Annotated in this window: 17 protein-coding genes; 7 read left to right on the forward strand and 10 right to left on the reverse strand. The window is 34.7% G+C overall.

Annotation, left to right across the window (positions count from 1 at the left end; translation table 11 throughout):
* Positions 1–282, forward strand: a 282-nt coding sequence (locus Q1V95_RS04580; RefSeq protein WP_300670865.1) for a LysM peptidoglycan-binding domain-containing protein, incomplete at its 5' end; no start/stop codon positions are given.
* 92 nt (positions 283–374) lie between these two features.
* Entirely contained in the window at positions 375–1,658 is a 1,284-nt protein-coding gene (gene hemL, locus Q1V95_RS04585; RefSeq protein WP_300670867.1) for a glutamate-1-semialdehyde 2,1-aminomutase, read from the forward strand.
* A gap of 260 nt (positions 1,659–1,918) precedes the next feature.
* On the opposite strand, the gene Q1V95_RS04590 is transcribed toward hemL, so the two are convergent.
* The 6 genes from Q1V95_RS04590 to Q1V95_RS04615 all read right to left on the reverse strand — a co-directional run bounded on the left by Q1V95_RS04590 (position 1,919) and on the right by Q1V95_RS04615 (position 7,125).
* The gene (locus Q1V95_RS04590) at positions 1,919–2,347 is read right to left on the reverse strand and encodes an SRPBCC domain-containing protein (RefSeq protein WP_300670870.1); all 429 of its coding nucleotides are present in this window, start codon (positions 2,345–2,347) and stop codon (positions 1,919–1,921) included.
* 5 nt (positions 2,348–2,352) lie between these two features.
* Positions 2,353–3,411 (reverse strand): NADH:flavin oxidoreductase/NADH oxidase, encoded by a 1,059-nt coding sequence (locus Q1V95_RS04595; RefSeq protein ID WP_300670872.1) that lies wholly within the window; start codon positions 3,409–3,411, stop codon positions 2,353–2,355.
* On the reverse strand, positions 3,411–3,836 hold the full coding sequence (locus Q1V95_RS04600; protein WP_300670875.1) for a hypothetical protein: 426 nt from the start codon (positions 3,834–3,836) through the stop codon (positions 3,411–3,413). Before Q1V95_RS04600 ends, Q1V95_RS04595 begins: the two co-directional genes overlap by 1 nt.
* Before the next feature lie 62 nt (positions 3,837–3,898).
* Positions 3,899–4,357 (reverse strand): DUF1569 domain-containing protein, encoded by a 459-nt coding sequence (locus tag Q1V95_RS04605; RefSeq protein ID WP_300670877.1) that lies wholly within the window; start codon positions 4,355–4,357, stop codon positions 3,899–3,901.
* Positions 4,358–4,366: 9 nt separating this feature from the next.
* Positions 4,367–5,488 carry an LPXTG cell wall anchor domain-containing protein gene (locus Q1V95_RS04610; protein ID WP_300670880.1) on the reverse strand — a complete coding sequence of 374 codons (1,122 nt, stop codon included), beginning with the start codon at positions 5,486–5,488 and terminating at the stop codon, positions 4,367–4,369.
* Positions 5,485–7,125, reverse strand: a complete 1,641-nt coding sequence (locus Q1V95_RS04615) for a helix-turn-helix domain-containing protein (protein ID WP_300670882.1) — start codon at positions 7,123–7,125, stop codon at positions 5,485–5,487. Before Q1V95_RS04615 ends, Q1V95_RS04610 begins: the two co-directional genes overlap by 4 nt.
* A 212-nt stretch (positions 7,126–7,337) precedes the next feature.
* Here Q1V95_RS04615 and Q1V95_RS04620 point away from each other — a divergent pair, with 212 nt between their 5' ends.
* Positions 7,338–8,624 (forward strand): T9SS type A sorting domain-containing protein, encoded by a 1,287-nt coding sequence (locus Q1V95_RS04620; RefSeq protein WP_300670884.1) that lies wholly within the window; start codon positions 7,338–7,340, stop codon positions 8,622–8,624.
* Positions 8,625–8,947: 323 nt separating this feature from the next.
* Entirely contained in the window at positions 8,948–10,240 is a 1,293-nt protein-coding gene (locus Q1V95_RS04625) for a T9SS type A sorting domain-containing protein (RefSeq protein WP_300670886.1), read from the forward strand.
* Positions 10,241–10,424: 184 nt separating this feature from the next.
* Here Q1V95_RS04625 and Q1V95_RS04630 read toward each other — a convergent pair whose 3' ends face one another.
* Positions 10,425–16,361: an MG2 domain-containing protein gene (locus Q1V95_RS04630; RefSeq protein WP_300670888.1), complete on the reverse strand. Its 5,937-nt coding sequence runs from the start codon at positions 16,359–16,361 to the stop codon at positions 10,425–10,427.
* Between the two features lie 60 nt (positions 16,362–16,421).
* Here Q1V95_RS04630 and Q1V95_RS04635 point away from each other — a divergent pair, with 60 nt between their 5' ends.
* The 3 genes from Q1V95_RS04635 (at position 16,422) to Q1V95_RS04645 (ending at position 20,267) form a co-directional block, all read left to right on the forward strand.
* Entirely contained in the window at positions 16,422–17,189 is a 768-nt protein-coding gene (locus Q1V95_RS04635) for a hypothetical protein (protein ID WP_300670890.1), read from the forward strand.
* Positions 17,190–17,232: 43 nt separating this feature from the next.
* Positions 17,233–18,309 (forward strand): DNA replication/repair protein RecF, encoded by a 1,077-nt coding sequence (locus tag Q1V95_RS04640; protein WP_300670892.1) that lies wholly within the window; start codon positions 17,233–17,235, stop codon positions 18,307–18,309.
* A 344-nt stretch (positions 18,310–18,653) separates the two neighbouring features.
* Positions 18,654–20,267: a tetratricopeptide repeat protein gene (locus Q1V95_RS04645; protein WP_300670894.1), complete on the forward strand. Its 1,614-nt coding sequence runs from the start codon at positions 18,654–18,656 to the stop codon at positions 20,265–20,267.
* 3 nt (positions 20,268–20,270) lie between these two features.
* On the opposite strand, the gene Q1V95_RS04650 is transcribed toward Q1V95_RS04645, so the two are convergent.
* The 3 genes from Q1V95_RS04650 to Q1V95_RS04660 all read right to left on the reverse strand — a co-directional run bounded on the left by Q1V95_RS04650 (position 20,271) and on the right by Q1V95_RS04660 (position 22,229).
* The gene (locus Q1V95_RS04650) at positions 20,271–20,750 is read right to left on the reverse strand and encodes a cytidine deaminase (RefSeq protein ID WP_300670897.1); all 480 of its coding nucleotides are present in this window, start codon (positions 20,748–20,750) and stop codon (positions 20,271–20,273) included.
* A gap of 62 nt (positions 20,751–20,812) precedes the next feature.
* Positions 20,813–21,205, reverse strand: coding sequence for an alternative ribosome rescue aminoacyl-tRNA hydrolase ArfB (gene arfB, locus Q1V95_RS04655; RefSeq protein WP_300670899.1), 393 nt, complete (start codon positions 21,203–21,205; stop codon positions 20,813–20,815).
* Positions 21,198–22,229 carry an AMP-binding protein gene (locus tag Q1V95_RS04660; protein ID WP_366143268.1) on the reverse strand — a complete coding sequence of 344 codons (1,032 nt, stop codon included), beginning with the start codon at positions 22,227–22,229 and terminating at the stop codon, positions 21,198–21,200. Before Q1V95_RS04660 ends, arfB begins: the two co-directional genes overlap by 8 nt.
* Between the last annotated feature and the right edge of the window lie 73 nt (positions 22,230–22,302).

Raw genomic sequence — 22,302 nt, forward strand, 5'->3', positions numbered from 1 at the left:
ACGATTTCTAAAAAATTCGGAATTAGCGAAAAGAAAATCATTAAATTCAACGAGCTTAATAGCAATACTTTGAAGAAAAATGACATTGTTTTCTTAGACAAAAAGTCATCTTCTGGTAATGTCGATACTTACAAAGCTGAGATTGGTGAGGACATGCACGACATTTCTCAAAAATTTGGGATTAAGCTTTCTAAACTTTATTCAAAAAACAGAATGGACGAAGGTCAACAACCGCGTGTTGGGCAAGTGATCTATCTTAAAAATAAAAAACCGAGAAGCTAGTTTTAATTTGAGATTTGAAATTTGAGATTCGAAATTTTAATTCAACAAAAATAAAAACTGTTTTTCAGACAATAATAAATTCATAACAAAACATGTTATATCAAAGAAGTTCTGCCTTATTTGACGAGGCACAAAAGTATATTCCTGGTGGCGTTAACTCACCTGTAAGAGCTTTCAAATCTGTTGGAGGCGTTCCTGTTTTTATGAAATCTGCAAAAGCTGCTTACCTTACAGATGCTGATAATCGCACCTATGTTGACTACATCAATTCTTGGGGACCAGCAATTTTGGGACACACGCATCCTGTTGTTTTAGAAGCGATTCAAAAACAAGCAGAACACGGTTTTTCGTACGGAACACCAACCGAACTAGAAACAGAAATCGCGAAACTTATCGTCGAAAATGTTCCAAATATCGACCAAATCCGTATGGTTTCTTCAGGAACTGAAGCTTGTATGAGCGCTATTCGTTTGGCTAGAGGTTTTACAGGAAGAGACAAAATCATCAAATTCGATGGTTGTTATCACGGACATTCGGATTCATTTTTAATAAAAGCTGGAAGTGGCGCAGCAACTTTCGGAAATCCAAATTCACCTGGTGTGACCAAAGGAACGGCGCAAGATACTTTGATTGCAACTTATAACGATATCGAAAATGTTGCTGATATTTTCCGTCATAACCAAGGCGAAATCGCTGCCGTTATCGTAGAACCTGTAGCAGGAAATATGGGCTGCGTTTTACCTGAAAATAATTTCTTACAAAACCTAAAAAAGATTTGTCAAGAAAATGGTGCTTTGTTGATTTTTGATGAAGTGATGACAGGTTTCCGTTTGGCTTTTGGTGGTGCACAAGAGACTTTTGGTGTTGACGCTGACATAGTTACTTTCGGGAAAGTTATTGGTGGCGGAATGCCAGTTGGTGCATTTGCAGCCAGACAAGAAATTATGGATTATCTAGCGCCTAACGGTCCAGTTTATCAAGCTGGAACTTTAAGTGGAAATCCTCTAGCAATGCGCGCTGGATTGACAACTTTAGAATTGATTAAATCGGATAAAGATTTCTATAACAAAATCAATAAAACAACCGAAACTTTAGATTTCGAAATCGGAAAAATACTTAATGAAAAAGGATTAAAACATCGTATAAACCGAAAAGGAAGTATGATGTCTATCTTTTTTGAAACCAGTAAAGTATCGAATTTCCAAGATGCTTACGATTCGGTTTACACATGTATTTTCAATAACTTCTTCCAACAGATGTTGGCGAGTGGCATCTATCTTCCACCAAGTGGTTACGAAACATGGTTTATCTCTGCTGCCATCCAAGATGCAGAAATTGATAAAACATTAGAAGCTGTAAGAAAATTCGAGTTTTAGATAAAATTCATCATTAAAAAAGCCTTTCAAAGTTTTAAATTTTGAAAGGCTTTTTGTATTAATGATTGCCCCCAATACAAGTCATCTTTTTTAAACAAAGCTTGTCATTCCGAGGTACGAGGAATCTTATTAAAATAAAATTGAGATTGACTTCGTAGAACCGCTTCGCTAGGTTTCTTCGCTTCGCTCTGAATGACAATGTTTTTTATACTTTAATCGATTTTGTAAACGATTAATTTATTTTATAATTCAAAAATATTTTACTCCATATTTTCAAGATACTTTTTAAGATTTTTTAAAATTTCTGTCCAACCAGCGTTGTAATTTTCTACTTTAAAATCGTCTCCAGCTTCGGCAAGACCATCAAGATTGTCGTGATTTAGATTTACAATCGTTTGACCATCTTTTTCTGAAAGCTTCCAAGTTAAATGTGTTATAGCTTTACTAAAATCAGGATGCTCCCAAGTATGTTTAAAAATTTGATTCGGAATAACTTCTTCAACTTGACAACGATGCCAAAATTTGTTCTGGCCTCCTGGTTCAAAAAAATTAAAAATAGCATCTTTTTCTAAACTAAAATCTGGAATATCAAAATACCAATGTTTCATTTCTTCTTTATTGGTCAAAGCTTTCCAAACTTTATCAATTGAAGCGTTGATGATAACTTCCTTTTCTACATTAGTTTTCATAGATTTTAATTTTCAGGTTTTGCTTTTTCGTATTGTTTTGGGAAGAAACAATTTTCACCATATTCAAAACTATTAAGAACAGGGAAATAAGGATTTCTTAAAAGTTCTCTTGCAAGAAAAATTAAATCGGCTTCGTTATTTTTAAGAATTTCTTCCGCAGATTTGGCATCGGTAATCAAACCAACCGCGCCTGTTCTCATCCCTGATTTTTGTTTTATCTTTTGCGAAAACGGAACTTGATAAGAATTAAATAATGTAATATTAACGCCATGAATATTACCTCCAGACGAAACATCGATTAAATCCACTGATTTGGTTTTAAGAACTTCGGCAAGCTTTACACTTTCGTCGATGTCCCAACCACCATCAGCATATTCGGAGGCAGAAATCCTAACAAAAAGTGCTATATCTTCATCAATAACTCCACTAACAGCGTCAACAATTTCTAAAAGAAAACGAATTCTATTTTCGAAGCTTCCGCCATATTCATCTGTTCTCACATTCGATAAAGGCGATAAAAATTGATGAATTAAATAACCGTGCGCCGCATGAATTTCAATAATGTTAAAACCAGCTTCTACAGCTCGAATTGCCGATTTCTTAAAATCTTCACCAATCGCTTTTATCTCTTCAATCGTTAATTTTCTTGGACTTTCGTCTTCGACCGTATACGGAATTGCACTTGGCGCAACCGTTTGCCAACCACCATCTTTTACAGACAACTGTTTTCCTCCCCAAGTTGAACCTTTACGCCCCGAATGCGCCAACTGAATTCCAATTTTCGATTTAGAAAACTGATGCACAAAATCCACAATTCGCTTAAGTTCGGCTTGTTGCTTATCATTCCAAAGTCCTAAACATTTTGGTGTAATACGACCTTCGGGCACAACGCCAGTTGCTTCAATCATAATAAGTCCAGCGCCACCTTGGGCACGACTTCCGTAATGTACAAAATGAAAATCGGTTGCCACACCTTCTTTTGCAGAATACATGCACATTGGCGACATTACAATTCGGTTTTCGAGTTTTAGATTTCGAAAATTGATAGCTTCGTAGAGTTTCATTATTTTGAAAGTTCTAATAAACGGGTTTTTAATAATTCGTTGTTGTCAAAGAAAACTGGGAACCGCATTTTCTTACTGTAACTTTCCCAATTGCCTTCAAAAACGACCAAAGCCAAATCGTCTGTCAAAATCTTCATCGCCATACTTCCATTAAAAATTCCTGTATGCTCATGAAGTTTTCTCTCTTGAAAATCGAATTTATAAAACAAAGTTGGCATTTTAGAAGTTCCTATTTCCGAATTTGGTTCCAAAGTCAAATTCCCTTCAAAATCACAAATCGTTCCTTCGACATCCGACTTTCCTTTTACTTTTATTTCTTTAGGAAAAGCTGTTAAATCAACAGTTTGTATGCTAACCAAAATTAGCGCACCATTATTAATTTTCCCAACAAAAGCTTGACTATTGTTGAGTAAATATTTTTCCATTGCTTCTTTCGATTGCGAAAAAAACATGCTTGAAAATAGAAATAAAAAAAGATAAATTAATCTCATAAAGCACCAAATTGAGCCAAATGATGGTCGAGATGTTTAGCCATCATATTATTCCATTCCTTAGACGTAAGAATACCAAAACCACCACTTTCTTTACCATTGAAAGCCTCAGCTCCCAACTGTTGTGTTTTTTGCAAAAATCCGATAAGTCGCTTCTTCTCAAGTTCAAAATCTTTGCGGTCTTTAATCACAAACATTGGTCCAGTCGGCAAATTTTGTTTGTAAGGAAGTTCGTTGGTAACTTTTGGTTTTACAAAAGTCTTCATCATCCATTTTGCAAGAAAACTTGGCTTCTTATGTTTTTGAGGTTCATAGACCAACTCGTAAGTGACATTACAATGCGCCAACATTTGGTCAACAGACATTTTACCCCATTTTGCTGGTGTATCTGGTGTTAATGAGTTAATTGCTTTGATGTAAACATCGACATCTGAGGCATCAAATATATTTCGCATTTTATAAAATTATGTGTTAAGTATGGTTTTAATATTATTTTGAAGTCGTTGATTGGCTTTTCGCTTCTTCCAAATTAAGAACAAAAATATTCCTGACAAAACTAATCCAGCAATTATAATAAAAGTATTGAAAGTCGTTTGCTCCGCTTTTATCTTTTTCGTTTTAGTTTGGTTATCTTTTACCAAACTGTCAATGCTTGAATTGATGGACTTTAATTCGTTTTGTTCCCTTTTGAAACGGGCTTGCAGGTATTTTTGATTGTAAATATTATAATTGTTAATATCATTTAAGGCCAAATAATTTTCAGCCAAATTCCTCTGAATACCTTCATACAAAAGCAAATCGCCAACATTCTGTGATAGAACCTCAGCTTTTCCTAGCAACTGCAAAGCTTCCTGATGTTGCGCATTTGCCATGGTTACTTCCGCTAGTCCTTTATAAGCGAAAGCTTCCAAACTTTTGGCTTTCTCCTTTTGGGCATAATCTAGAGAACGCAGAAAGGCTTGCTCCGACTTTGTTTTGTCTCCCAAATCCATATAACAATAGCCGATATTGTAGTACACAACACTCAGATTCGCGTTGGCCTGAAGTGCCGGCGCAATGTGTTCAAAATTTTTGACAGCTACCAAAAATTTGGAAAGTGCCAATTCGGGATTAAGTTGACTTTTATAAATCATGCCTCGCACAGCGTAAGCTTTTCCTAAAACCGAAAATTTGATACGAGAACTATCGGGCATCTTTTGATTGTGAACATCGATTTGATCAAGAAAATTTAAACTTTTATTAAAAATCTCCATTTGCTGATATTGGATGGCAATCGAGATTAAAATCTGCGCTTTGGTATCCGAATTCGTAATGTCATTCAACAAACTTTGCACCTTCATCACATAAGTCAAGGACTTGTCAAAATCCCGTTTTGCAATGCAAGCTTTGGAAATCGTGAGATACAATTCGGCTTTTTTATTGACGTCGGATTCGTCTTTCAAAAGTTGATTTGACAATCTTATCGTCTCATCTGGATTACTAAAAATATTTTCTTTAGCTTTATTAAACAAGGCTTCGCGAGGGTTTCCAGCAAAAGTCAAAATCCCAAAACTAAAAAGCATAAAGCAAATTAAAAACTTTCTCATTGGGCACTTTGATTAATTTGTTGAATGTAAGCATTAGGCGACATTCCCGTAATCGATTTGAAAACCGTTGTAAATGCACTATGCGACGAAAAGCCAGAAACCTCAGCCAAATAACTCACTTTGTAGTTAAGGTAAATGGGATTGGTTTTTAACATATAAGCGATATAATTAACCCTTAACTCATTGATATACAGATTAAAATTTTTACCCTTATATTTATTAATAGTTTCAGAAAGATACTTAGTGTTGGTTTCCAACTGTCCAGCCAAAACGGCAAGCGACATGTCTTTGTTTAAGAATCGATCCGAGTTTTCGAGTTCGTCTAGCTTTTGCAAAATTTCATCTTCTTTTTCCTTAGAAATCAAAGTAGTCTTCTTTGGCAATCTCGCATCATTTTCCACGTCTTCGGTAACCTCTTCTTGTTTGTTAACAGGTTTTTCCTCTGTAACTATTTCGGGACTAATCTCCGTTTTTGGTTTTGCTTCCGATAACTTTTTTAAATACAATTTCTGGTTTTTGAAAAAGTCAACCTGCTTTGTTAAATCTTCTTGACGTTTGTATTCATAAAAATAATAAATACCAAGTCCCAAAACCAAAGCTCCAAAACCGATTAAAAGCAAACCTGTGTTAAAACGTCCATCAGATTCGGTTTGTTCCAAAAGTTGCTGTTCTCGTATTTCGGTTAATTTTAGCAAATATCGAATGCCTTCTTTTTGGCTCGTTTCTATTTTGGTCTTTGTAGTTCCAGAAAGCTTGATGTAGAATCTATACTTTTCCTCGTCTTGAAGTGCCAAATAATTTTTGGCCAACATCTCATAAATCCTAGATTTTAAAACCAAATAATCAACGCCTTCGATATTAGCTAGCGACTTTTCCAAATTTGCAATTGCAGCATGGTAATCTTTGTCCTCAAAATTAATTCGAGCTAAACGCTCATACACAAGACTAAACAAAAATACTTGCTCTGGGTGTGCATCAACAAAAGTTTTGAGCTGCGAAAATTGTTTCCGTGCTTCGTCGCCTTTTTTCTGATTAAGTAAAATACTCGCAACAAGAATTTGGTTTTCAGTTTTAATAATCAGGTTTTCAGCAGATTCTGTTTTGAGGTAGTCATTACTTTTTTGGAAATAAGACAAAGCATCTTCCGTTTTTCTATTAATGGAATAATTAATTGCTTGCAGCTGAAAAACTTTGGCTAGCGTGATACTATAATTTTCGTCCGATTTGTAAAGCGCTTTGTTTTTAAGCATTTCAGTAATCAGACTTGTTGATTGGTCGTAGAGTTTTAGATTTTGATATTGTTCAGACAGCGCGTAATCTCTAAACAATTGTGCAAAATTTCCGTCGCTAATTTTATGGTTAAATGTCGATTCTTTGTCCAAAGACATTCTTACAGACTGCACATAATCACCTTTCATCGCATAAGCTTGAGCCATAAGATTTTGCAAAACCAAACGCAAATCTGGATTTTGCTCACTCAACATAAAGCTTTGGATAAAGCTAATCGCCTCATCAGGATTCTGGTATATCTTCTGCACACTCTTGTCCACCAAAGACGAAAAGTCATTGTTCTTTTGTCCGTTTAACAACGAAAAGACAAAAAACATAAAAACAATTAAAATATGGGGGCGGAACATTTAACAAAAATAGGTTTTTAAGTGCTTGCAGTCCAATTTTATTAAAATATTTTTTCTAAAATTAAAATTTAACAAAAGAAACAATTTACTGATTATCAACTATTTAAAAATAACAGGTTTTAAAATTTCATGAATTTTAAAATACATTTCCTTTGAAACTCAATCAATTTCCCATAAACTTGCTGTACTCAAAAGTAATATAGATTAAAAATATGAAAAAGAATTACAAACGCATTTTCCAAGTTTTGGCAGTATCATTATTTGGAACTTTAACAAATGCTCAATTGTATATCATTGGCGAAGGTTATCAACCAATGAACGTAAGTGCTAATGGAACTGTAGTAGGAAACAAGTCTTCGAAAACAATTTGGATGTGGACACCCAATCAGCAACCATCGGTTATTGGACAAGTAACAACAGGAAGTTTTTCAGGAAATGTTTCTATCTCTGAGGATGGAAATACGATTGCAAGTAGCATGACAAATCCACAGAGCAATCTAAATGAAATGGCAATCTATAACAAAACCTCTAGCACTTGGAATTTTCTAGGAGGATTGGCTGCCAACCAAGATGCGTTCAAAAGCTCTGTTTGGGGAATGTCACCTGACGGGAAAACAATTGTGGGAAATGGATATCAAGTAACCGCATATTCAAGTGCAGCAACTTGGACTGCTGAGACGGGCGTTACAGCAGTGGCAAATCCACTACCTGGAAAAAATGATAGAGCAAATACCATTAGTGCGGACAAATCTACAATTGTCGGATGGCATGAAGTTGCAACAGGCGAAAGAAGTCCAGCTTTCTGGAGAAACGGTGCCGTTACTGCAATAACCAATAGCAATGGTCAACCAATTGGTGGTGAAGCAAGAGCTGCGTCTTCTAATGGAAATATTATTGTTGGAATAAGTGGAGTCAACTCTTTTGTATATGACAACGGTGTATACCAAGAGATTTCTAACCCAAAATATACAGACATGTACTTTTCTGGTGCGTCAGGAATAACACGTGACGGAAAAAAAGTAATCGGATTCTTTAGACCATCTTCGGGAAGTCCTTATGGTGGTGACGGTTATATGTGGACAAAAGAAAATGGCTTGGTTGATCTTAACGCTTATGTTTCTAGTTTAGGAGTTGATCTTGGAAACTATACTTTGGCTTTACCACTTGCAATTTCTGGCGATGGAACAAAAATAGTTGGTGTTGCAAGAACACCAGATTTTAAAACTTATGGTTTCATGGTTGATCTTACAACTTATCTAGCAGCTTCTAACACAACTACAAAATCGGCTGTTAAAATCTATCCAAATCCTGTAAAAGACGTCCTTAGCATTGCTAATTCTAAAAGCATTAAGTCTGTTGAACTAATCAATATGGCAGGACAAAAAGTTGCTTCTGCAACGAGCAACCAAATCAATGTTGCAAATCTTCCGAAAGGAACTTATGTTGTTAAAGTAGTTGATGGTAATCAAACAACAACGCACAAAATTGTTAAAGAGTAGATAATAAATCATATTTTTTAAGTTTAGGTTATAGAGAATCAGCGACGGATTAATCCGTCGCTGATTTGTTTTTATGATTAGCTGATAGCTGATAGCTGATAGCTGATAGCTGATAGCTGATAGCTGATAGCTGATAGCTGATAGCTGATAGCAAAATTAATTCTTAAACCATTAACACAAAAAAAAACAAATAGTTGATTTTAAATAATTTAAATAAAAAACTCTTTAAAATTTCGCGAATTCTGAAAGTCATTTTGTTGTACTCAATTCACAAACAAGCTAACATTGCAATACTAATTCAATAAGAAATAATTATGAAAAAGATGTACAAAATTTCACTGATTGCATTTTCATTTTTAGGGTTACAAAATGTTTCAGCACAATTTTATCAATTGGGAATTAATGTTGCGATGACCGACATCAATAACAATGGTGTTGCAGCTGGAAGCTCTGCAAACAAAAACAACCTTATGTGGACAAAGGAAGATGGTGTACAGAACATTGGTGTTGTCTCTAGAGACTTGCTGGCTGGACAAAGTTTGATTGGGGCAGATAATAATAAAATTATTGGTTTCATGACTAACCCTGACACCAATTTTAACCAACCAGGCATCTATGATACAACTACAAAAACATGGAAGTTGCTAGGTGGACTTTCAGGCGCATCAGATGCAAGAATTGCTACTGCCTGGGGCATGACTGAGGACGGAAAAATGATTGTGGGGTTAGGTTATATTAATGCTGCCGAAAGTCATGCTGTAACTTGGGAAATCGATGGGGATAATGTAACAATAACCGATTTGGGAACTACTGTGCCAGGTAGAGCATCACGTGCAAATACGATTAGTGCTGACCATAGTACCATTGTAGGATGGCAAGATTCTTCTTTTGGAAATCGAGATGGCGCCTATTGGATAAATGGTGTACAAACACTAATAAAATCAGTGACTGGAGTCGCTGTAAGCGAGCCGCTTGGCGTATCGGCAGATGGAAAAGTAATGGTAGGAGCATCTGGCAACTTCCCTTACGTATATAACAGAGAAACAAATACTTACTTAGAAATAGAAAATCCATTAGTAAACAATTTCTACAGAGGTGGCGCAACTGCTGTATCAGCAGATGGCAAAACGGTTATTGGCTACTATAGAACTTGGCCAGGTGGTCCTCACCTTGGGACAGGCTTTATATGGACAGCAGAAAAAGGACGTATGAATCTTGACGATTATGTTGCAAGTTTTGGTATTGATACAGGTGGACTAAAATTATCATTGCCTTTAGCAATATCGCCAGACGGAACCAAAATAGCGGGACAAGGTATGAATCCTGTTAATTCACTACCTTATGGCTTTGTTGTAGATTTAGCAAACGCTTCTCTAGCTGTATCCAACACAACTGAAAAATCGGATGTTAAAATATATCCAAATCCAGTAAAAGATGTCCTTAGCATTGCTAATTCTAAAAGCATTAAGTCTGTTGAAGTTATCAATATGGCAGGACAAAAAGTTGCTTCTGCAACGAGCAACCAAATCAATGTTGCAAATCTTCCAAAAGGAACTTATGTTGTTAGAGTAGTTGATGGTAATCAAACTACAACGCACAAAATTGTTAAAGAGTAGATATTAAATCATATTTTTTTAAATTTAGGTTAAAGAAAATCAGCGACGGATTAATCCGTCGCTGATTTGTTTTTATGATTAACTGATAGCTGTTGGCTTTTAACTTTTAGCTTTTAGCTTTTAGCAAAATTAATTCACAATTCATAATTCAAAAATCGTCAATCAAAAATCGTCAATCAAAAAACTACTCTTTAATCTCCAATTTAGATCCTGCGGTGTGACTGTTCATCTGAGGTGCATAATAATTTTGCAAAGTCGAAATCCCCGTTGAGAACATACCAGATGCATTGGCTACCAAATCATATTCAAAAACATATTTTCCTTTCGGCATAGATTCGATATAGAAATTGGTGGACGCATCTTTAGTCGATTGATAATATCCGAGATTATTTTTCCATTGATAACCAGAGATTACATCCAAAGGCTCAGTCCCTGCTGCGCGCATATCTTTTAGCTGAACATATTCCATATTTCGGTCGGTGTTAAGAATCATTCTTACTGTAATTTTATCACCAACTTTTAAAGCAGTATTCGCTGCAATTGGTTTTAATTCTTCACCATTTTCAGTTTTAACTTTTTTGAAATATTCTTTTTTAATCGAGATATAACTTTCAGAAGATTTTATTTTATCCAAATCCTCATAATACTGCCAGAACAAACCTCCTTGCGCCACGCCTGCTCCAGTTTTAGTGACCGTTACTTTTCCTAAAGATTTATCAACTTTTGACGATGCTTCACTCATTTTGATATAACCAGTCGCCTTTTGCTGCGCTAGATTCAAATCTTTATTTCCCCAAACAATTGTTGCTTTATCACTTTCTGGCGTTGTCCAAGATTTACCAGAGTTTAAAATCGTAAAAATAACCTCTGCTGTATTTCTCGAAGTTCCCCATGAGTTAACTTCTTTTTGGGTAATTAACCAAATTTTCAAATCTTCAATAAACTGAATATCATTTGGCTTCAAAGTATTAAATGCTTCCAAAGCAGCAGCATGATTGACAACTTTTGACGAGTACCAACCCCAATCATCAAGGTTTTGTTTCCAGTAAGCGCCTTGCGTTTTAGAATCTGTAGATGTTTCTTTAAGATAAGTCATCAATTTTGTAGACACATCTTTTAATCCATATTGGTCTAACAACATTGCCGCTCTATGCAACCCAAAGAATGTGAAATCTGTAATCTTCGCCGTTTTTGCTTTTTTAATAACAAGATTTTTCAAAGCTTTTGGATTAGCTGTCAATGGATAATCTTTTTCCCAATAATGTCTTGCATCCAAATATTCTAGCGAAGCATTGCTCCAAGGATTTTCTTTACGAACATCCCAATAACGATTGACATTGTTATCTACGTAATTAATCAACTTCCCAATCATTTCCTTTTGAGAATCCGATTGATAATCTTTAACATTGTCTTTTAACCACAGGTTTAGCTTTCCTAAATTTTTAAGAATATACAAAGACGAATAATAAGAACTTGGATAACCTGCATACCAACTGAAACCGCCATCAGGATTCTGAAGCTGCAACAAAGCATTCCAATCATCAAGAATCGAATTACGCATCGTATTGGCGTCAAACAATCTTGCCAACTTCGTCATTTGTTCTTCCTCCGTCTTGCTTTCTAGCATCCACGGCGTTTCGTCCAAAAGAAGTTGTTTTAACTCTTGATTTTTGTCAAGGTTTGACGTTAAAAGTCCTTTTGATTGGTATTCGTCAAAAATCGTTTTCATTCTTGGATTTGAACGGAAAACTTCCGACGCAATAACATCCGCAAACCACTTGTTAAAGATAACATCTGCCGAATTTTTAGTCTCATTTTTAAGACTTGGCAATGCAAACATCACTTCCCAAATTGGATTGGTTGTCAGCTCCAAAGTATTGCGGACATTAGAAACTGTTGTTGAATTGTTATTAATTAAATTCTCAATTTCAAAAGTTTTGGTTTCGCCTTCTTTTACAAAAATCGGCACAGCATCCGTCACCAACATCCTGTTAGGAAGCACTGCCACAGCTTTTTGTTCGCCATCAGAATAGTTGCCAGCCTGTGCCACAACTTTTATAATAATCGACGAAACATCTTTTGGCGTGGTCAACGTCCAAGACAAGGCTGTACTCGAATTTTCTTTTAAGCTAAATGATTGTTCAATATTATAGCCAGTAACTTGCGTCAAATTTGTTAGTTTAAATTTCTCCGAAATATCTTCATTGGTAAATGCATCCAAAATCTGAAGTTTTGCATAACCAGTCAAGGCTTTCGACACCAAACTACTAATCTTTGTTTGGAATGTTAACACATCACCTTCTCTTAAGAATCGAGGATAATTTGGCGTCACTGAAAAGTCTTTTTGTGTCACTACCGTTTTTTCCAAATAGCCAGACTTTGCGTCTTTGGTATGTGCGAGCAACATCAATTTCCATTTGGTTAAAGCCTCTGGCGTCGTAAATTCGAAACTTACATTTCCTTTGTCATCGGTTACTAAATTTGGATAAAAGAACGCAGTTTCATTAAGATTTTCACGAACTTTGATATTTTCGGATTTATCTCCAGCATTAAAATCGGTACTATTCTTCATTGGTTCTGGCACTATACCTTGTACAACTTCAACCTTATTATAAGCCAGTCCCTTCTTGGAAACAACAGCCTCACCATTTATGTAATTAGCTGATTGGTCTTTAAGAGAAGCTACACCACGAATCATTACTTTGTTTGCTACTGGTGCAGGAGGTGCCATTTCAAGTCCCGCAACTTGTCCACGTAATCTAGAACCACCACTCATCCAATCAGAATACATCCAATTAAATTGTGGCTCAACAACGCTTTTAGAAGTCACATATTGCAATCTTTTATTGTAGTACAACTGCTTTAGGTCAGTCAAAACGCGATATTCATTAACAATGTCTCTACGGTAATAGATGTTGTTAAATTGATAATTGTTAGCAGCAAATTTATCCAAAGACATATCGTACATATTCGCCAAAACTTCAGCCAAAACTTTTTCGTTTTCAGCACCTGAAACTTTTAAAGTCCATTTTTCTTTAGAATTTGGTTGCAACTTGTCACGGAATGTTGTGGTTTCGATTTTCAAAGCATCCTCTTTTCCATTAATCGGAACATAGATATTTTCTGTTTGTACATCATTGAAACCTGCTAAAACCACTTGTACGTTTAGCAATTCAGCTTTTTGGGAAATCTTAACTGGATAAACTAGGAAACCGTTTTTCAAAGTTTTTCTTTCAAAAACAGTATTGCCATCACCATTTTGAACATAAATATTCGCAATCGCATCTGGAACCGCCGAATAAATCATCAGATTGGCTGTTTCTCCAACTTTGTATTCCTTCTTGTCAAAGCTTGCATTAAGGAAAGTTTTTTGTTTCGAATCCAAACTAGACTTGCTCCACACTTGAAAATCCTGACTTGTCTTAATGCTGTCTTTACCTTCGATATTGTAAAAATCCAATCGGTAATAACCTGCATTTAATTTACCAATGTTAAACAAAGAATCTTGCGCAGTTTTATCAAATACAACACGTTCTGTATTCCAGTTTTTAGGAAGATCAGATTTATCAAATCGATCATTTGGGAAAAGATTTACAAATTCTGGTTTTGAGAACTTTGGCAAATCCTGAATTTGATTCTTAAACTGACTTCTGAAAACGCGTTGTGGCTCTTCCAGCTTCGTCAATTTAGCATGATAAGATTTATTAAGATTTTGATTATTGTAGTTTTTTGTTGCAACATTTAACTTAATATCCTCATCCGAAAACTGGTCTTTAAGAGGCGTTGCATCGATGTAATGTGAAACAGACGAAACGGTTAAACTAGTATCAGCAGATTGCGTTTCGCCAGCAATATCGGTTGCACTGGCATTAATGCTGTATTGATCCACTTGGACACCTTCTAGTTTTTCGTCCTTTTTTAAATCCAATACGATCGTGAATTCGCCTTTGTCATTGGTTTTTGTTTCTCCCAAAATCGAATTTTCGTTATCATAAATTCTTGGATACCAAGAGAAATAACGCCAACGGATATTTTCTTTTTTAATCTCATATTGGATGTTAGAATTAGACAACGGAACACCCGAAAACATTGTTGCTTTCCCTTTTAATTCAATCTTTTGACCATATTTGTATTCACCTTTTATTGGCTCAAAATTAAGTTCGAAAGTTGGGCGTTTGTATTCTTCAACTAGGAAATCTTTTTGCTCGGAAATATTTAATTTTTCATCATCGATTACTAACGTGAAATTCCCATTAAGCTTTGATTTTGGAAGCGTAAAACTTCCATTATAAGACCCGAAATCATTGGTTGTAAAACTTTGCTTTGCGAGCTCTTCACCATTCGCATCCTCCAGTTTAATTTCTTGCGTTGCCTTTGGTACAACCGATTCTTTGTCACCAATCAATTTTGTATTAATAACTTTAAAATAAACAACTTGTCCAGGACGGTAGATTTGTCTGTCAAGGAAAATTTGCGCCATGTTCCTTGCGCTAGGTCCTTTATCATTAGAATAATTGTAATTTGCGCCATAGACTTGCTTCAACTCAACATCGCCAGTTTTGCTATCTTGTAACAATTGAAAACGATAATAAGAATTGCTATTTGTTGCAGGAATTTTAAAACTCGAATCTTTGTCAAATACCAAATTGTTATTGCTAGAAAGCTTGCCTTTTGAAACGTATTCATAAAGTTTTAAACTTGGATTTTTCACCAAACTTCCATCCTCAGAATTAATCCAAAGCAATTCGGAATCGCTTTGGTTTTTAGAAGAAATATTTTTGTAAATGGACTTTGCACCAGAAACTAAAAAATAGTTTGAGTTGTCATTATTAGAGCTTTCACCATCTATAAAATATTCTAGCATATAGATTCCAGCAGGAAGAGCCTTAATGTCAAAAGCCGTTTTATGCTGTTTGTAATCATTGGTCACAGGAACATCAAAATTTTCTGTTCTTATCAAAGTCTTTTTAACGCTAGAAAACTTCGAATTATAAGGATCCGAAACATAACTTAAAAAGCCTAGAATATCATCTTTCACTTGATAAATCTTCAACTGAACAGTTTTAACATTTTTAAACTCAACAAGTGCTTGGATTGGCTTGTTGGTCAAAGATGTCGCTTCAAGATGTACGTTAGAAAATGACTGAATAATGCTATTTTCAAGATTCTTGAGACTGCCTAAAAAGTCCGACTTTGGATATTTAGCTTTTGCATTTTTGATCACTTCCAAAGCTTCTTTCTCCTTTTTATCAGCAAGTAAATTAGATGCGATTTCTGACGCAATAGCCAATTTGTAATCACCATCAATTGGGCTATCATATAAAGTCTGCCATTGTGCTTTTAAGCTTTTATCATTAGGATTTCGCTGGATTTGATACTCTAATTTTTCGGATTGATAATACAACTTTGCGTTCGCAGAATTTGCAGTAATTAAATCATCATAAATCTGCAAAATCTTTGGCTGATTAACGTCCAACTCATTCTTTGTGAACAAATTAGAATCGTTTAAAAAACGAACATACTGAATGGACGTCCAATCCAACATCGTTGGATAATATTCTAAATCAAATTTGGAATCAAAAATAGCTTCATAAGGCTTAAGACCAATGGATTTCAGAGCTTCCTTTTTTTCAAAAATAGCTTGGTATTGTTTTAACAAATAATTTTTGAATCCAAGATTGGTCCACGTCTCGATTTGCGACACATCTTGGTTATCGACATTGGTGCGACTACTAATTTTCCATTGCACCGAATTATAATAATCTTTGATAAACTCAGCTTTGAGAACATCTAACACCAAAGCTTCTTTTCCAGAAAAAGAACGTTGTGCTTCTTCAATTTTCTTAAAAAACTGACTCGCATTATCATTTTCGGTGTCATCGAAAGTCTTTTGTGAAATGCTAAAATCGGCTTTTAGCGCTTTAATTAATTCGGGTAGATTTTTATCTTTCATGGCTTGTTTTTCGATATTCTGAATAATCGTCTGGTTGGACTTGAAAGTCCCTTTCTGGACTTGCTCCTTAACGATTTTCCATTGTTGCTCATAATAGTTCTGTCCAAAAACTGGAACCGAAAAACTTGTTAATAGCAACAATCCTAAGCTAGGAAATAGTTTCTTCATAAACTTTTATTTTTAGAAATTTCACCACAAAAGCCACTTTTTTGTTTTCTTTGTATTGAAATGTCAGTTTTAAAATTAGCAAAAAAATATATTGTCGACAGCCAAATCTATGTTTCCTTGATGGGAACAATGTTGGCGGCATTTTTTCTTTTGGAACAAAATACATTCCGTTTTCCCAAGCTGTACCTTATTTTCTTGACATTTTTTAGCGGTTATCTCTATACCAAATACCAAGGGCAAGGCCGAATATTTAAAAAAATATTAATATTCAACGCCTTCACTGGAATCATTTGCGTGCTTCTTATTATCAGAAACCACAACGAAATCGTTTTGCTAAAATGGCTTTTAATCGTCTTTTTGGGACTTTTGTACAATAGCCGTTTCTTAGAAAAGACCATTCGCAATATTCCGTTGGTCAAAGTCTTTTACGTTGGACTTGTCTGGGGATTGTCTTTTGGATTCCTAGGATTGCCAAAAGTTAATTGGGAAATTATCGGTTTTAGCTTTTTTTTCATTTCCGCCTTGGTTTTACCGTTTGACATTCGCGATATGAAGTATGATAAAGTTGTTACTTTTCCACAAATAATTGGTGTCAAAAATACTAAGTTTTTAGCTTTTTTTTTAATTATATTAGCAAACATCATCAGTATTTTATTTTTTAAAATTGATACAATTGTCGCTTTAGCATTGACTTCTGTTGTAAGTTGCATCTTGATATACTTCGCTTCAGATAAAAAATCCGATTCCTATTTTTCTTTCTGGATTGAAAGCTGTTCTGGACTTCCACTTATCATATATCTTGCTATTAAATATTACCTCCTTTTTTAAGAATGCGAATTGACTTATCTTTGCACAGTCAAAAAATATCATTTTGAGAATTAATAAACTCAGTCTTCATAATTTCAAAAACCACGAAAGTCTTCAGCTGGATCTTTCTGCACAAATCAACTGCTTTGTCGGGAACAATGGTGTTGGCAAAACCAATATTCTAGATGCTTTGTATTATCTTTCGGTAGGCAAAAGCTTTCTTGGTAACTCCGATTTTAACAATGTTAAAAACGATTGCGATTTCTTTAGCATTGAAGCGGAAGTTCAAAATGAAGAAAAAGAAGATATTCTTAAAATCATCTTGAGCAAAGAAGCAAAAAAAGTCATCAAGAAAAATGACAAATCTTATGATCGACTTGCTGACCATGTTGGCTATTTGCCGTCAGTTATTATTTCACCATATGATCAAAATCTAATTTCTGATTCTGGAGAAAGTCGCCGAAAATTTTTGGATGCCATGATTTCGCAAACAGATAGCGATTATCTTTTTGCGTTAATTCAATTTCAAAAAACCTTGCAGCAGCGCAATGCTTTATTAAAAAGCTTTGCTAAGAATCGCTATTTTGACAAAGACAGCTTAGAAATCTATGATGAGCCTTTGGTAAAATATGGTGAAAAGATTTTTGCTAAGCGTAAAAACTTTGTTGAACTTCTTAATCCTGTGATGCAAAACTTCTATCAAAGTATTTCTGGAGGTAAAGAAGAAGTTTTAATCACTTATCAATCCGATTTAGAAGAAGATTATGCCAGTTTGCTCATCCAATCTTTAGAAAAAGATCGCGTGTTAACCTACACATCAAAAGGTATACACAAAGACGATTTACTTTTCGAAATGATGCATTATCCCATCAAAAAAGTAGGATCACAAGGTCAACAGAAAACCTTTCTTGTAGCCTTAAAACTTGCGCAAATGGTACGCATTAAAGAATTGACTGGTAAAACACCAATTCTTTTACTAGACGATATCTTTGACAAACTTGATGACAGGCGTGTTGCACAATTAATTGACTTGGTTAATCAAGAAAATTTTGGTCAAATCTTTATCACCGACACGCATAAGGAACGAACCGAAAACATCATCAAAGGAATTAATGCAAAAAGCAGTATCTACGAAATATAAAAAATGCCAGAAAATTTCTGGCATTTCGCATATATAGAATGGTTATTAATCACATTTAGACATTCATGAGATTCTGAAAAAAAATTAAGCAGTAGTTTTTGTCTAAATATTTTTACCAAATTTTCAAAAAAAACAAAAAAAATGCAAAAATTAGGGGTGGACATTGGGGTGGACAAATGATTTTACAAATAAAGCTATATGATTATCAGTCATTTATATAAATTAAAATAATAGCAAAAAAACTATTTTTTTTAAATATCTTTGCCAATATGGCGAAAATCTATCTCTTTTTGTTTCTTTTTTATGTCTGTGGAGCCCAAATTAGAGCTCAACAAACAGAAAATGTGATTTCTGTTGAAACAGATTTCCTAACAAAAGCATCAAAAATTGATAACGAAAAGCAATTAATTAATTTCCTTGATAGTGATCATTATAAAATACCATCAAACAAAAAAGAGATTATTAAAAAAGTTGTTTTAGCAGATTTCTACTCTAAAAAACTAGATAAATCGAATGCACAAAGTCTCCAACTTTATAATGAAGCACAAAAGCTATCAAATCAAATCAATGATGTTGATTTTTTAATCTGGTTTGACACTAAATTTGGGTTTTACTATTACGATTATAATGATTATCCGAATGCATTAAAATTATTTCTAAAAACGTCAAAACTTTTACAAACCAATAAAGACGAAAATATTGTTGATGCTTGTAATACTTTAAAACTTAATGGTTTTTTCTGGTCTACCATCGAAGATTACAAAAAGAGTATCGAATATCTAGAGCGAGCTTTAAAGCAGTGTAATGGGAACAATGAAAACTATGGAACAATCCTAAATAACATTGCAATTGGTTACACGAAACTCAATGATTATGACAAGGCTCTTTTATATTTAGAAAAAACGAAAGCCGCAGCCATTAATATTAATGACAAAGTTCGTTACGCAAAAGCTTTAGGCGACATTGCTTTTATAGAAGCAAAAAGAAAAAATTACGACAAAGCAATTAGTCTTTTACAGGAGGATATCCAGATTTCTAAGGACGAGAAAAGTGACAAAAACACAATGTTTGCGCAAATACGTTTGGCGAACATCTATATGGAGATGAACAAATACGAGGATGCAAAAAAACTCTCTGTTGAAGCTTTAGAATATATCCGAACAAAAACTTATCTCGCGAGTTACGAACTTGACATACAAAAACTCTTGCTACAGATTGCCATTCACGATAAAAATGATATTGCGGAATTGAGCGCAAGACGGAAAATAGAAGAACTAAGCAAGCAAATCGCAATGCAGGACGGTGTTGAAGTTGTTAAATTAGCAAACTGGCAAAGTCAAAAAGAACGTGTCGAATGGCAACTGGAAGCCGAACAAAATAAAGCTGAAAAATCCGAAATCATAAAGTGGTCACTATTAGGAATTAGTATGTTATTGTGTGGCCTTGTTTTCAGTGTTTATAAGTCTAATAAAAGAAAAATTCGCTTGCTAAAAAGTAGTTACGAAAAGCAGATTTTAAAATTTAAATTAGAGCAGGTAGAATCTGACAAAAAACTACAATCGACCAATACTTCTTTAGCAAGTTTCAAAGCTTATCTAATTGATAGGAATAAACATATTGACAAAATTGACACTGAAATTAGTAAACTTCGACAAACAGGAAGATCTACAAAAACGCTTTCTGCAATGGAGGAGTTAAAAATCTCGCATTTGGTTACAGATGAAAACTGGAACAAATTCAAGGAAGTATTTATCCGAGAAGAACCAGAATTCTACCACCACATTGTAAGTACTTTTCATGGCTTAACCGAATCTAATCTTCGAATTATCCTACTAAATAGACTAGAGCTTAACAATCTAGAAATCGCTCAGTTATTAGGACTAAGCGTTGATGGTGTCAAAAAATCAAAACAACGACTTCGCAAGAAGTTCGATGGTGATGGTTCTTTTGTAATTTAATACTTACAAAAAGCTCGAATCGAAAGAGAACGGAAGTAGATCGCGAACAGATTTCGTCTTAAATATTTCACCTTCTAGAGATGCGAAATAGATTTCGATAGTTTCATTCTGTTTAGCTTCATATTCCAAAATACTTTGACGACATGCACCACAAGGCGGAATTGGCTGTGCGCTAACAGCGTCACGAGGCGCACCAATCACAAACATTTTTTTAATTTGAGATTTTGGGAAGTTGGCAGAAGTCCAATATATCGTAGTTCTTTCGGCACATAAACCAGAAGGATAAGCAGCGTTTTCCTGATTGCTTCCAGTAATAATTTCACCATTGTCAAGCAAAAGGGCGCAACCTACAAGAAAATTAGAATAATTTGCATATGCATTTTCTCGCACTGCCTTTGCAGCATCAAAAAGTTTCTTTTCAGTTTCATTGAGCTCTGCATAAGAAGCAATAACTTCAAAACTGATTTTGATTTCTTTTTCCATTTTTCAAAAATCGGAGGGTAAAAGTACGCCTTTTTTAGTTATCCCGAAACTATTTTCAATCTTTAATAACGAAATCTCCTGTTATCTTTTTTATCGGACAAAATCTTCTTGGCTGTCAGTCGTTTTTCGATTTGACTTTTACGAGGTTTCGTCTTCTTTCTGGGCTTTTGGACAATGATAGAGGCGTTAACAATATTAAGTATTCTATCAATTGCGATTGCCTTATTTTCTAGTTGTGAGCGAGCTTCAGTCGAAGTTAGCTGCAAAATACCATCATTGTTAATACGGTTTTTCAATTTTTCTAAAATTAGCAGAACTTCATCCTCCGAAAACAATTTGGTATCGGTAACTTTCCACATCACAGTCACAGCAGTTTCTACTTTGTTGACATTTTGCCCACCAGCACCACCACTCCTAGATGTTTTGAAACTTAGTTCTTTAGAAAAATCAATCATTATTATTGGCAATTAGCTTTTTTAAATCCAAACGACTCACCTTTCCATTCGGTGTTCGAGGAATATTTTCTATAAAGATAACATCTTTTGGACAATCGAGTTTGCGACGATATTCGGTGTCAAGAATTTTCGTTCTTAAATTTTCATTAGGTTCCCCTTCTACAATCGCAATCATCTTTTCACCTAAAACTTCATCTTTAATAGAAGTCACCACAACTTCATTGCTTATGACTTTCTTGATTAAAGCTTCAATCTCTTCAGGATAAATTTTTGCTCCACCAGAATTAATAACATTATCGATTCGTCCCAAAAATCGGAATTGTTTATCATTAATAATTTCTACCAAATCATTCGTTACCAAAAGTTCTGCGTTAATGCTTGGCGCAAAAATCTGTAAACAACCTCTTTCATCTTTAGAAATCCGAACACCATCAAAACACGTGAAAGCTTGTTCTGTCATTGGGTAAATCTTTCTTAATGCAATATGCGACAAGGTCTCCGACATTCCATAAGTTTCATAGATGCTTTGCTCTTCGGACTTTAGTACAGAAAAAATCTTCTTTTTTAAACTTTCAGAAACTGCTGCACCACCAATAATTAGCTTCTTAATTAAATGTAACTTATCTAACGAATGCTCAACTTGCAAAGGCGTTAGCGCACAAAAATCAATTTCGGAGCTAAGATTAGCAAGAGCATCTGTCTTTGGCGTCAAAACATGAAGCTTCAAACCTCTTTCGATGCTACGAATGACCATCATCTTGCCAGAAATATATTCTACAGGAAGACAAAGCGCTGCAGAATCTCCGTTTTTTAAGCCTAAAAAATCACAAGTCATCTTGGCGGAAGCAAACATTCGGCTTTTTTCGACTTCAAAAAGCTTCGGAATTCCTGTCGAACCAGAACTTTTTATCGTGGTTGTTGTCTTATCGGAAAGACATTCTTGAAAAAATTCAAAAACTTTTGATTCGAAGTCATTTTCAGGCTTCGTTATATCTTGCTGAATATCAGAACAGTCGATTACCATTGCTTTTTCTGTGAAATTATTTTGTATAAAATTATGAAATTTTTTGCGAAATATTTTGGAACTTAAAAAAAAA

It is taken from the genome of Soonwooa sp., from assembly GCF_030151385.1.
Taxonomy (GTDB): Bacteria; Bacteroidota; Bacteroidia; order Flavobacteriales; family Weeksellaceae; genus Soonwooa.

Excerpts from the sequence above, each read along its gene's own strand:
- hemL (WP_300670867.1), top strand. The coding sequence starts at position 375 with ATGTTATATCAAAGAAGTTCTGCCTTATTTGACGAGGCACAAAAGTAT.
- Q1V95_RS04590 (WP_300670870.1), bottom strand. The coding sequence starts at position 2,347 with ATGAAAACTAATGTAGAAAAGGAAGTTATCATCAACGCTTCAATTGAT.
- Q1V95_RS04595 (WP_300670872.1), bottom strand. The coding sequence starts at position 3,411 with ATGAAACTCTACGAAGCTATCAATTTTCGAAATCTAAAACTCGAAAAC.
- Q1V95_RS04600 (WP_300670875.1), bottom strand. The coding sequence starts at position 3,836 with ATGGAAAAATATTTACTCAACAATAGTCAAGCTTTTGTTGGGAAAATT.
- Q1V95_RS04605 (WP_300670877.1), bottom strand. The coding sequence starts at position 4,357 with ATGCGAAATATATTTGATGCCTCAGATGTCGATGTTTACATCAAAGCA.
- Q1V95_RS04610 (WP_300670880.1), bottom strand. The coding sequence starts at position 5,488 with ATGAGAAAGTTTTTAATTTGCTTTATGCTTTTTAGTTTTGGGATTTTG.
- Q1V95_RS04615 (WP_300670882.1), bottom strand. The coding sequence starts at position 7,125 with ATGTTCCGCCCCCATATTTTAATTGTTTTTATGTTTTTTGTCTTTTCG.
- Q1V95_RS04620 (WP_300670884.1), top strand. The coding sequence starts at position 7,338 with ATGAAAAAGAATTACAAACGCATTTTCCAAGTTTTGGCAGTATCATTA.
- Q1V95_RS04625 (WP_300670886.1), top strand. The coding sequence starts at position 8,948 with ATGTACAAAATTTCACTGATTGCATTTTCATTTTTAGGGTTACAAAAT.
- Q1V95_RS04630 (WP_300670888.1), bottom strand. The coding sequence starts at position 16,361 with ATGAAGAAACTATTTCCTAGCTTAGGATTGTTGCTATTAACAAGTTTT.
- Q1V95_RS04635 (WP_300670890.1), top strand. The coding sequence starts at position 16,422 with ATGTCAGTTTTAAAATTAGCAAAAAAATATATTGTCGACAGCCAAATC.
- Q1V95_RS04650 (WP_300670897.1), bottom strand. The coding sequence starts at position 20,750 with ATGGAAAAAGAAATCAAAATCAGTTTTGAAGTTATTGCTTCTTATGCA.
- arfB (WP_300670899.1), bottom strand. The coding sequence starts at position 21,205 with ATGATTGATTTTTCTAAAGAACTAAGTTTCAAAACATCTAGGAGTGGT.
- Q1V95_RS04660 (WP_366143268.1), bottom strand. The coding sequence starts at position 22,229 with ATGGTAATCGACTGTTCTGATATTCAGCAAGATATAACGAAGCCTGAA.